Below are 12,050 nucleotides of genomic sequence, written 5' to 3' on the forward strand. Positions count from 1 at the left end.
TTTTATATGCGTTTGAAACGGCCGACAATTTCAACTGTTTCAGTAATGTTCATAAATGCTTTGTTATCCACTTGACGGATAATACGTTTCATTTCGCCTAACTCATAGCGAGTCACGACAGTGTAAATCATTTTTTTCTTATGGTTTGTATAGCCGCCGACAGCGTCTACCATTGTCACCCCGCGTATGCCGTGATGTAGTAGTGCGCTTTTTATTTCCTCGCCTTTTTCTGTAATAGTCATTATCGTTAATTTAATATGTTTCGTATGCACAGCGTCGATAACTTTGCTGACTACAAATCGACTAATTAACGTATAAAGTGTAATATCCCATCCGAAAATAAAACCTGCTGCTACAAGTAAGATTAAGTTGAATACAAATATGATTGCTCCAATTGAAACATCTCGATATTTCGCTACAATCAATCCAACAACATCAAAACCACCTGTTGAAGAAGCAAATCGGAATATAATTCCTGAAGCTGCTCCGCAGATGACACCACCGAATACAGAAGAAAGTAAAATATCGTCTGAAACTTGGTGTACCGGGATAATGTTCATCGCTAACGATGATACAGCTACAAAGTAAGCTGTTAAAAAGGTTGTCTTCTTGCCTAAGTAAAAGTGACTTAAAATAAGAAGAGGAATGTTTAGTAAAAAGATAAGTGCACCGATATTGTAGTGCATTAAATAACCGATAATCATCCCTACACCAGCGAATCCACCGCTAATCATATTATGCGGGATAAAAAACATATTCATAGAAATTGCATACAAAATAGAAGCTATAAAAATAACAACCAACTGTATCATAAATTCTAAGTGAAATGTTTTAGCTGCTGGGAAGGATAAAAAGGCGGTGTCGGGAACGTAATCGGCGTCTCCTAGTTGACCCATAGTATGTTTCATCTCCATATTCATTTTTGATTACAAGAAGAGAATAAAGGTTTTTTCAAAAACTGGCAATAGTTTTATTATAATGCAAAAATTTTATAAATTTCTAATAAATCAAGCCTATTCATTGATGTGTGTGAATATGCTAAAGAAAGCGAATACAACGTTTCTTAATTATTGTTTTCTTGAGAAAATATGCAAAATACTTTTTTTGAAAATAAAAGGAAATAGAGAATATTTGCCCGATGTGCTAAAATGACCTTATTAAGGATGTGAAGCGATGGAATTTTTATTGCAGGATGCAATTCTATATATATCGTTTGTAACGACGGCACTTTGTTTATTAGAAGTTTTCTTCCTTGCTAATGTTTCTCGCTTTGTGCGTCAACAAGCATCAAGCGGTAGACAAAGAGCTTTTGCGTTAGTTGATACATGTGAAGATAGTGCGGGAAATGTACCGCTATTTTCTATTTTTTATAAATATGGAATGATTCGTTCTGTACGTAGACAAGAATCAAGTGAAGAGAATGACGAGGTCGGTCCGTATACGCCAATGTTTCGCTAAATAATTACGAAACATTGGAGGAATGAACATGTTAAAATCATACCGAGCTGTGCTCGTTAGTTTATCATTATTATTTGTTTTTGTTTTATCTGGTTGCAGTAATGCAGCCCCAATTGATGCACATAGTACGGGAATTTGGGATCATTATTTTGTATATCCAATCTCGTTTATGATTCAATTTGTTGCTCATCATATACCTGGAGCTAGCTTTGGGATTGCTATCATTATTATGACGCTCGTTATTCGTTCAGCAATGATTCCATTAGCTGTTTCGCAATATCGCAGCCAAGCGAAAATGAAGAAAATGCAACCTGAATTGCAGAAGCTAAAGAAAAAGTACGGTGATGTAAGCAAAGACCTTGAAAAACAAAAGCAGTATCAAAAAGAAATGTCAGAACTAATGAAATCAGGCGGTTGGAATCCACTTGCTGGTTGCTGGCCATTATTAATACAAATGCCGATTTTCTCTGCTTTGTATTATGCGATTAGCAGAACTGAAGAGATTCGCACATCTTCGTTTTTATGGGTGAACCTAGGACATGCAGATCCATATCATATATTACCGATTATTGCAGCGTTAACGACATTTATTCAGATGAAAGTTTTCCAATCGAATATTACACCTGGAGAACAAGTACAGATGCTAAAGATGCAGCAAATTATGATGCCGGCAATGATTCTATTTATGGGGTTTGCGGCGCCATCAGGACTTGTGTTGTACTGGATAACAGGTAACTTATTTACAATGACACAAACAATTGTATTAAGAAAAATAATGGAACGTGAAGAGTTACAATTACAAAAAGCATAGAGAAACACCGCTCATTACGAGCGGTGTTTTTTTGTTAAATCGTTAAGGAAATGTTAAGAAACCGACATTACTATAGGCATTGTATACGAAAGTGTACATGCATTAGAAATATGAAGGAGGAAATTTCCTATGAAGAAGAAAACAGTTGGTTATTTAGCGATTGCAGGTGCTTTATCATTCGGAATCATTGGAGGAGTCGGCATTCCGGCATTCGCGGCAACGAATACTCCAGCAGTGGATCAGCCTGCAAAAACGGCGAAAAAGGATTTGGATGACGCTACAAAACAAAAAGTAAAAACAATTATGGACGATACAAAGAAACAGTTAGAGGAACTAGGTGTAAAGCTTCCAGAGAAAGAGAAGCGTAAAGACATGTTTGCAGGATTAGATGAACAGGCGAAAGAAAAAGCGAAGTCCATTTTAGAGCAAGAGAAGTCTGGTAAATTAACACGAGAACAGGCAAAAGAAGAATTAACAAAATTAGGCGTGAAGTTCCCAGAAAAGGGTAAGCACAAAGAAATGTTTGCGGGATTAGATGAACAGGCGAAAGAAAAAGCGAAGTCCATTTTAGAGCAAGAGAAATCTGGAAAATTAACGCATGAGCAAGCAAAAGAGGAATTAACAAAGCTAGGCGTGAAAATGCCGGAGAAAGGTAAACATGGAGACATGTTTGCTAACTTAGATGAACAGACAAAAGAGAAAGCGAAGTCAATTTTAGAGCAAAAGAAATCCGGAAAATTAACGCATGAGCAAGCAAAAGAAGAATTAACAAAATTAGGTGTGAAACTTCCAGAGAAAGAGAAGCATGAAGACATCTTTGCTGGATTAGATGAAGCAACAAAAACAAAAGCAAAAGCGATTTTAGACAACGAAAAGAAACAATTAGAGGCATTGAATGTTGATTTACCGCACCATAAGTTTTTTATGAAAAAAGAAGATAAATAATTGATTTATGTATCTTTCGTGTGGGCAACCGGAAGGTACGTGCGAGGACCGATTTCTGTCAGCAGAAATCGGTCCCTTTTAATGATTCAATAAAATTCTTTTCATTGTTAGTATGTATCCGAAGATGCAGTAGAAGATTGCAAAACCGATAAACACTTCCGTATATTGATATTTACCCAATACGTAGAAGGAAACAGCTGGTATAATAGCTACCGCTAAAATGCTATAACCAGGATACTTGTGGCGATGCATGATAGCGAATAGAATAGAGAGAAACGTAGCAATGATACAAAAGACAGCAATCATTATTGGTGCACCTCCTAAACGGATTATACCATTTTTAGGGAAATAGGGAAGTTTTGTATCTTCTGTTATAATATAAGAAGAGAAATATTTCCTATGTTATATAAAAAATATATTGATTTTTTCTAACAATTCAATATAATGAACAATAACTACAAAATTCGACATCAAGAAGTGATGATGAGGACACGATCAATTTTTTACGATTTTCAGAGAGGGAAGCCTTTGGCTGTGAGCTTCCTAATACGGAAAAATGGATTACCACCTCTGAACTGCAGCAGTGAACGAGCATCTAGTAATTGCTTGCCGGCAAAAACCGTTATTTAGACTTGAGAAATTGGTGAAGTGTGTTACTTTACGAATTGAAACAAGGGTGGAACCACGAATACAACACTCGTCCCTTTTTTAGGGAGGAGTGTTTTTTTATTTCATTTTTGCATCACACTAGAATTGGAAGGAGGTAATAACAGTAAATAAGAATCTATAAAAAACTATAAAAATTTACAATTACAGGTTTTATATTTTACAGAATTCAACCTATAATATTTTCAGGTGATGAAAAGGGGGGAAAAGGATGAAAACAACACGTACTTGTAAAATCAATTCTATTACAAAAGAACAAACGGAAGATTTAATTACTTTGATCCGTACGTTCGAAAGTGCAAAACGATATAGTTTTAATCGTTTGATTGAGGGCGAAAACGAGAAAGAATTGATAAAAAAACTACAACCTAAATATTTGTTAAATAAACGTTTTTGTGAAGATGCAATTTTACAAGCGCAAACGATCCTTTTCTCTCAAAAAGAACTTCTTCCTGTTTACCTAGAAAACAATCAAAAAAAGTTAGAAAAGACGTTACAAAAAATAGATGATTATGAACGCGGCAAAAAAAGACCTAAACAAGTTGCATTAGAAACTTGTCTAATTGGATTAAGAAAACGAAAACAAAAATTAGAACAAAAAATTGAAACGTATGCAAAACATATTAAAAATAAAACATTACCTCCTATTATTTTTGGTGGGCGGAAAAATTTCTATGAAAGAATGAAAGATAAGATATCCAATCAAGAATGGAAAGATTTGCGGACACGACAATTATATTCTCGCGGAGATAAAAGCAAAAAAGGGAATTTGAACATGCGCATTACAGTTGATGATTGTGGGCAAGGATGGTTAGAAATTGCAAATCCATTAGGACGAACAAATGGAAAAACAAAAAGCCCACGAATCAAAGTTCCGATTATCATTCCATATCATTTTTATCATCAAATCACAAATGTCGTTATGGGAAAGCAAATCGGTGTAAATCCAAAAGGAAAACCGATTATAGAGCATCAAAAATATAGTGTAGAAATCATTCGTAAACAAAATGAATTTTATGTGAATATTACGTTTGATGAAACAGAAATAGGTCGTGTACTAGATTTCAAGGAAACACCACAATCAGATGTAATTGCAGGAATTGATGTAAATCCGGACCGTATTGCAGTTAGTTTATGTACAAAACAAGGTAATTTTAAAGGTTCAAAAATTTTTTATCTACACAATCTGAATGCGTTTTCAACAAACAAACGCGCAACGATAATTGGACAAATCGTACAACAAATTAAAACATGGTTATTGGAAAACAATGTAGGTGGAATTGTTTTAGAAGATTTAAAGTTTCAACAATCTCATGATACTGATAAATACAGTAATCGTAATTTCCATCAATTTACGTATAAAAAGATGTTGAACAGTTTAATTCGTATGTCTCTTCGTAACGGATTTTCTGTTAAAACAGTAAACCCCGCTTATACAAGTGTGATTGGAAAATTAAAATACAGTAAAAATTTCGGTATTAGCGTTCATGAAGCAGCCGCATTCGCGATCGCAAGACGTGGATTAGAATTGCAAGAACAAGTACCACAAGAGATTATATTATTATTAAAAAACCAAATTACAACAAAACTGCGTATTCTTGTTGCTTCCATGGAAGAAAGTAAAAAGAATACGCAAAAAGTATATAAAAAATGGTTACAAACAATTCAAACGTGGAAAGAATATCACAATTGGAAATTGTGGAGCATTCTTCATAAAACTGTTTATATGAGCAATCAACAATTCGTATTTAAAATTTAAATGAGAAGGGGGGTACTGGTTTATTTCTTATAACCTCTTGCATACTACTGACTTGGATGAATGGTAGTATGCAAGGACAGATCGTTCCTAACAGGAACCTGCCGTCATTCTTTCACAATAGGTGGATGAAAAGGTCACAACCCTTACGGACAGGAAAAAGGTGAGATTCCTTTTCGGTAGTTGGCATTTGACTTGGTTCGCCAACAATTTATAGATTTTTATAAGAATTTTAAACCAGGATACGCAGCATGCATCATGATGAGAAGAACAAAATTGGTTTAACGGTAGCACTTTCTATCGTAGTAGGAACGATTATTGGGTCTGGTGTGTTTATGAAACCAGGCAGCGTATTAGATTACTCGGGGAGTTCTAATATGGCGATTCTTGCTTGGATAATTGGTGGTCTGTTAACGTTAGCAAGTGGTTTAACAGTAGCCGAAATTGGAGCGCAAATCCCGAAAAATGGTGGGTTGTATACGTATTTAGAGGATATTTATGGAAGTTTTTGGGGGTATTTATCAGGCTGGATGCAAACAATTGTGTATGGGCCAGCTATTATTGGAACGTTAGGGTTATACTTTAGTTCTTTAATGATTAATTTTTTCTATTTAGATAAAGTATGGAATTTACCAATCGCAATTGGAACAGTTGTGTTCCTTGGCGTTGTAAATAGTATGGGAACAAAATACGGAGGTATCGTCCAAACGATCACGACAATCGGGAAGATGATTCCAATCGTATTAATTGTTGTGTTAGGTTTTTGGAAAGGGAATAGCGATATCTTTAACGTAGTTGTGCCGATATCAGAAAATCAAAGTATCGGGATGGCGATCTTAGCAACATTATTTGCTTATGACGGCTGGATTCTACTTGCGTCAATTGGTGGAGAAATGAAGAATCCAACAAAGCTATTACCGAAAGCAATGACAGTTGGGATTTTAATTGTAACAGCTGCTTACGTATTAATTAATTTGGCGTTATTGAATGTATTACCAGCAACGCAAATTGTAGAACTTGGAGAAAATGCAACAGCGACAGCTGCAGGAATGCTACTTGGAGAATATGGCGGGAAAATTATTAGTATCGGTATTATCGTTTCTATTTTCGGTTGTTTAAATGGAAAGATTTTAACATTCCCACGTATCCCGATGTCGATGGCAGAACGTGGACAACTTCCATTTGCTAAGTTTATTGCAAAGGAAAGTCCAAGATTTAAAACACCAGCAAATGCGATTACTGTTGAAATCATTTTAGGAATTATTTTAATGATTATTAGTGATCCAAATAAGCTATCTGAGATTTCCGTATTCATTATTTATATTTTCTACGTAATGACGTTTATCGGTGTCTTCATTTTAAGAAAACGTAATAAAAATAAAGAGCGTGCATACAGTGTACCGTTATTCCCAATCGTCCCAATCGTTGCGATTTTGGGCTCACTCTTTGTAATCGGTAGTGCGATTATTAACGATCCACTAAGTTGTTTCTTATCAATTGGAATTGTCTTTACGGGACTGCCGGTATATTGGTATTTAAATAAGAAGAATAAAACTGCTGTTTAATAATTAGAAAACAGGCGTATCATACGCCTGTTTTTTATATGAAAAAATTTGAAAGTATAAAATTAGAATTATGGGGAATTACATTACCCTATTCTATAACCTAGAAACAGGTAATTAAGTATAGTTAATTATCTGTTTTGGGTAGTAACATTTTAAAGTCATAAGCATAAACTTTCTTTCCGCCTTTCACAGTGGCGAGTATAGATTCTATACCTTGTATTTCTTGTTCGGATACTTTTCTTCCGTTTGTTAAGTTGTATCTTTCTATATAGTATTTATTATTGCGCTTTGCATCATAACGTAGAACATATAATGAGTCGTTTTCGAAATAAGTTTGTTCATTATATCTAACACCATCTTTAACATGGTAATCTATGGTGAATTTATGGCTCATCGTATTATTTTTAGGGTTATATGTATATATATCACCAAGACCGTTTAAAAATATAATTCGTTGTTATATATATATGCGGAATTATCTAATGAAAATGGGCTGGTTGCAGTTGAGTTTTCTTCTTTATACATAAATATTGTATTTTGTTCTAAAGTGGCTTTATTAGTACGTAACAAGAATGTTTCCCCTTTTAGCGGATCATCCTTATCAATTGTACTCATAACCATGTAGTAATTCTCTGAATCTACTAAAATAGGTGAAAGATTAGCATGGTCCTCTTTTCCATTTATATTAAGCGCTGTAATATTCTCTATATTCATTGTTGCATCATTAAACGTTAATTTTTCAATTCGTATTTATTAGTAACTAATTCTTGAGTGGCTACTAAAATATTTTCCCCATCTAATCCAGAGCTAATAATGAAATGAGGGATATTACTTTTATGAATAACTTTTTCATTTCCGAATAAAACATTTGAATTATAGTTCCCGTTCTCTTTGTCCATTCCTGAATTGTAAATAGTAACAAATATCTTTTGGTTTGCTAAATATCCATTAAAATCACCGGTATGTTGGTATTTTATTTTATGAGTAGTAGGATTTTCTCCTAGAAATGTTATAGTATTTTTACTCTCTAATAGAACTTGTTTTTTATCGTCAGATACACCAATACCGCCGAGCTCTAGACCACCCATTTTATATCCGCTAGCAACGCCTTGTTTATTTATAAATATGGCATAACTAATGCCTTTACCATTTAAATCTTGATCGGCAGTGGATGAGAAGTAAAGCACAGCCTTTTTATCATCTAAAAAATTTTTATTTTGTATTTCTTTATCTGATATTAAGTTTGCATTCTTATCTTTTATACATAAATAGTAAGCTAATACTGCAATCGTTATAATAATCGTAAAAAATAGAATTATTTTCCGGTGATTTTTCATTTTCACTTCTGCTCCTCAAATAACCAAAAAGTGAAACAAATAAATTGTTTCACTTTCAGTTTTAAAATTATATATTACGAATTAACGATGTTTTTTTGCGCATCTCTAACATCTCGAGGATATACACCTGCTCCACCATCTTTATCTAAATCTAAACCACCATGTAATTTATAAGCAGACCATATCAATTTAGAACAATTCTTCGCGCCATAATGGCTAGTATTTCTATTGTTTGCGAAATTATAAGAATAGTCATCCTTTCCTACACGATCTTTCGCCCACCAAGCTGCGTCATTTTTATTTTGCCAAGAAGTATTTACAGATTTGACAACTGCATCACCTTTATCAACTAAGCGTTTATTAGTAGCAATTGTGCGCACACCTTTGTCTGGTACAGATTCAACAATCAAGTCTTTACTATAGTACATACCGACATGTCCGTGATTCATATAAGCAGTTGTAGATCCAGTATAATAAAAGTCGCCCATATTAGAATTTCCTACTTTTACATTTCCGCCGCTAGCACCATATTGAACATTAGTAGTATCTTTATTATTTCGTTGAGTAGCTTCTCGTTCTCCTTGTTCATGATTTGCTTTTAATTCTTTATAAATTTGTTCTGCTAAAGCTTCTTTTGTATTGCCCGTATTTTTTGCAACTTCAATAATATCTGAAATTAACTCTTCTGTACTTACGTCTGGCTGCAATTTCTTAATCTCATTTAAATACGGAAGTTCGTTACTTGCTGCGAAAGATGATGTAGGCACAAGCCCAGCTGAAGCTAAAATACTTGCTGTCAAAGTTAGTGCAGTTAATTTTTTCATTTCTTTTCCCCCTAAGTTTTTTGATATTCCAAACTATTGTGTGTTTGTAAAGTATAGTATTTACTCTACAAGAAAATAATAATTTTTCTGTAATTTTAATACAAGTCTAGTAAAGAAAAATCTTATTTGGTACAATTTGTTTGTAAATAATAGGAAATTTAATCAAGTTTATTATAAATTAAATTTATATATATAAATTTAATAATGAATGTTGTTTTTTATTAATATTTCTTAGTTTGATTACAAATTGGATAGAAGTAGTGATAATTTTTCAGATAAGGATCTTTATTTAAATGTTGGAGATATATCATAAGAGGGAAGTTTTTTATTATAAAAAATTATACTTGCGTCCACTTTCTATTTTGGTTACTATAGTCGTAGTAACCAAAATAGAAAGCGTGGGGAAAGACTTGAATTTTCGTGTTTATATTTTAGCTATCGCGGCTTTCGTAGTCGGAACGGTTGAGTTAATTATAGGAGGAACGCTCGATTTAGTTGCCAATGATTTAGGAGTATCTATTAGCGCAGCTGGTCAGCTTATAACAATATTTTCGGTAGTATTTGCTTTGTCAGGTCCAGTTTTATTAGCTGTGACAGGGAAGTTTGAAAGAAAAACATTGTATGTTGGAGCATTATCGATTTTCTTAATCGGAAATATTATTTCCGCGTTTAGTGTGAATTACGGAATGCTAATGTTCTCAAGGGTTATTTGTGCGGCGAGTGGTTCATTAATTATTGCACTATCTGTAACACTTGCGTCTAGTGTAGTAGAACCGCATTTTCGTGCGCGTGCAATTGGAATCATTTTTATGGGAATTAGTGGATCACTTGTACTTGGAGTACCGCTCGGTCTTGTACTCGGAAATGCATACGGATGGCGTGCACCATTTGTATTAATTTCTGTGTTAACAGTTATGGCAATAGCTTGTATTTCATTGTTCTTAACGAAGGTACCACCGACATCGGTATTATCAATAAAAGAACAACTTGCTACTTTAAAAGATAAAAAAATTGTAAGTGCACAGTTAACATCATTTTTGTTTTTAACGGGGCATTTAACATTGTATGCATATTTAACACCATTTTTAAAAGATGTTATGAATGTTGAAGCAAACTGGATAAGTGTGTTTTACTTTATTTTCGGAATCGCAGCAGTAATCGGCGGCGGATTCGGTGGCTGGCTTGCTGATAAATGGGGATCGAAGAAAAGTATTATTTCTATCATTATCGTATTTGCGTGTGCAATCTTCATACTGCCATTAATGACATTCTCATTCCCGCTCTTCATCATTATGATGGGACTTTGGAGTATGCTGAGCTGGGCGATTTCACCAGCACAGCAAAATTATTTAATTGAAATTGCACCGGAATCAGCTGGTATTCAGCAAGGTTTAAATAACTCTGCGCTTCATTTAGGAATTGCACTTGGTTCAACAGTAGGCGGAGTTGTTATTGAAAAATCATCTGTTATATATAATGCTTGGGTAGGCGGTGGCTTTATTATATTAGCACTGCTTTGCGCGATTTTCTCGATTACGAGAGGACGCTCTACTCAGTTCGTAAAAGAAGAATCTATCGTTTGATAGGTTCTTTTTTTATTTGTAAAAAATTGCAGGTTTTAGTAAGAATATGGAGAATTGGTATATAGCGAGGTGATGGGAAAATGGTGTTTAATTTCTCGATATTCGGTATAATACTTACACTATTACCGATAGTTGTAGCTGTTTTTGTATTAGGCTGGATTCGTTGCATCTATCAAAATTCAGAGAAACAAGTGGAGCAAAATGAGAAAATCATTGAGCTGTTGATGGAGATAAAGGAACAAAATAAAAAGGAGTCTAAGTGAAAAATTAGACTCCTTTTTATTATTTAATTAGTATCTCAACTTCATCAACAAACTCTTAATTTCATCATCTTCCATAAAGAGATCGTGGTGCTTCTGGGTGATCTTTGCAAGTGCAACGTCGTGATAGAAAAATTCTGTAAAGAACTTTACGAAAGGTTGTGACATTGTTTTCATCGCTTGCCATGACTCTTGTTCTACGCCAGCAAATAAAATTTCACGATCGTCAACGATAAGTAGCAAGTAGCGCTCTAATGCATTAGGTTCTTCAGCTGGGATTAGAAAATGCATGTTTTCTAAGTCTGTTTCTACTTCTCCAACAATAAGGGATTCAATTTGAACACCTTGTTTTGCTTTTTGTTCTAGTAAAGGGAGATATTCTAAAAGAGTATCATTCCAAGCTGAAATACGGATTGATTCTTGTGCACTTTCAATGAGTTCTTTACTTTGAACTCGAATAGAAGATTGCATTTTTAAGCTCCACACACGGTCATCTGTAAATGATTTTTTTGATATATTTGTTTCCAGTTCTTTAATATTTGATTGGAATTCTGTCGTTAATTTTTCAATTGCTAGTTTTAGTGGTAATGCTGTATACAATTTTTTCTTTTCTGAAACAGAATCCATTACCATTCCTTTATCGATTAGGCGTGCTAGTACTTCATATATTTTTGCTTTTGGAACACCTGAATGCTTCACAATTGTTGTAGCATCTAATGGTTCATTGCTTGATACGACAACTTCATAAGCTTGGCTTTCATATTGTGAGAAACCGAATTTTTGTAACATAGTTCCCTCCGAACGAATGAGATTATATTTTAAGGATAATGAACTATTTGTTTTTG

General features: G+C 34.0%; 10 protein-coding genes, 2 pseudogenes and 1 other annotated feature. Of the genes and pseudogenes, 7 read left to right on the top strand and 5 right to left on the bottom strand.

What is annotated here, in order from left to right:
* Positions 1 to 2 precede the first annotated feature (2 nt).
* The gene (locus tag IQ781_RS17850) at positions 3 to 896 is read right to left on the bottom strand and encodes a YitT family protein (RefSeq protein WP_000530044.1); all 894 of its coding nucleotides are present in this window, start codon (positions 894 to 896) and stop codon (positions 3 to 5) included.
* Positions 897 to 1,173: 277 nt separating this feature from the next.
* Between IQ781_RS17850 and IQ781_RS17855 the strand changes: the two genes are divergently transcribed.
* From IQ781_RS17855 to IQ781_RS17865, 3 genes are all read left to right on the top strand, one after another.
* Entirely contained in the window at positions 1,174 to 1,458 is a 285-nt protein-coding gene (locus IQ781_RS17855; RefSeq protein ID WP_000394930.1) for a hypothetical protein, read from the top strand.
* Between the two features lie 28 nt (positions 1,459 to 1,486).
* The gene (gene yidC, locus IQ781_RS17860; protein ID WP_000920524.1) at positions 1,487 to 2,269 is read left to right on the top strand and encodes a membrane protein insertase YidC; all 783 of its coding nucleotides are present in this window, start codon (positions 1,487 to 1,489) and stop codon (positions 2,267 to 2,269) included.
* Between the two features lie 129 nt (positions 2,270 to 2,398).
* Positions 2,399 to 3,214 (top strand): hypothetical protein, encoded by an 816-nt coding sequence (locus tag IQ781_RS17865; RefSeq protein WP_000730850.1) that lies wholly within the window; start codon positions 2,399 to 2,401, stop codon positions 3,212 to 3,214.
* Positions 3,215 to 3,292: 78 nt separating this feature from the next.
* Here the strand turns inward: IQ781_RS17865 and IQ781_RS17870 are convergent, their stop codons facing one another.
* Positions 3,293 to 3,520: a hypothetical protein gene (locus IQ781_RS17870; protein ID WP_000562231.1), complete on the bottom strand. Its 228-nt coding sequence runs from the start codon at positions 3,518 to 3,520 to the stop codon at positions 3,293 to 3,295.
* Positions 3,521 to 3,685: 165 nt separating this feature from the next.
* Positions 3,686 to 3,922: a binding site (T-box leader), on the top strand.
* A gap of 169 nt (positions 3,923 to 4,091) precedes the next feature.
* Here IQ781_RS17870 and IQ781_RS17875 point away from each other — a divergent pair.
* On the top strand, positions 4,092 to 5,639 hold the full coding sequence (locus tag IQ781_RS17875; RefSeq protein ID WP_000859091.1) for an IS200/IS605 family accessory protein TnpB-related protein: 1,548 nt from the start codon (positions 4,092 to 4,094) through the stop codon (positions 5,637 to 5,639).
* Positions 5,640 to 5,887: 248 nt separating this feature from the next.
* Positions 5,888 to 7,201: an APC family permease gene (locus tag IQ781_RS17880; protein ID WP_100650852.1), complete on the top strand. Its 1,314-nt coding sequence runs from the start codon at positions 5,888 to 5,890 to the stop codon at positions 7,199 to 7,201.
* 124 nt (positions 7,202 to 7,325) lie between these two features.
* Here the strand turns inward: IQ781_RS17880 and IQ781_RS17885 are convergent.
* Positions 7,326 to 8,538 (bottom strand): annotated as a pseudogene (locus IQ781_RS17885) (hypothetical protein).
* 67 nt (positions 8,539 to 8,605) lie between these two features.
* Positions 8,606 to 9,362: pseudogene (locus IQ781_RS17890) on the bottom strand (YiiX/YebB-like N1pC/P60 family cysteine hydrolase).
* A 398-nt stretch (positions 9,363 to 9,760) separates the two neighbouring features.
* On the opposite strand from IQ781_RS17890, the gene IQ781_RS17895 reads away from it, so the two are divergent.
* On the top strand, positions 9,761 to 10,945 hold the full coding sequence (locus IQ781_RS17895; RefSeq protein WP_119684097.1) for an MFS transporter: 1,185 nt from the start codon (positions 9,761 to 9,763) through the stop codon (positions 10,943 to 10,945).
* A gap of 80 nt (positions 10,946 to 11,025) precedes the next feature.
* Positions 11,026 to 11,208 (top strand): hypothetical protein, encoded by a 183-nt coding sequence (locus IQ781_RS17900; RefSeq protein WP_017674523.1) that lies wholly within the window; start codon positions 11,026 to 11,028, stop codon positions 11,206 to 11,208.
* Positions 11,209 to 11,235: 27 nt separating this feature from the next.
* On the opposite strand, the gene IQ781_RS17905 is transcribed toward IQ781_RS17900, so the two are convergent.
* Positions 11,236 to 11,994 (bottom strand): TrmB family transcriptional regulator, encoded by a 759-nt coding sequence (locus IQ781_RS17905; RefSeq protein ID WP_016125651.1) that lies wholly within the window; start codon positions 11,992 to 11,994, stop codon positions 11,236 to 11,238.
* Positions 11,995 to 12,050 lie beyond the last annotated feature (56 nt).

Source organism: Bacillus sp. N447-1 (assembly GCF_022701035.1).
Lineage (GTDB): Bacteria > Bacillota > Bacilli > Bacillales > Bacillaceae_G > Bacillus_A > Bacillus_A cereus.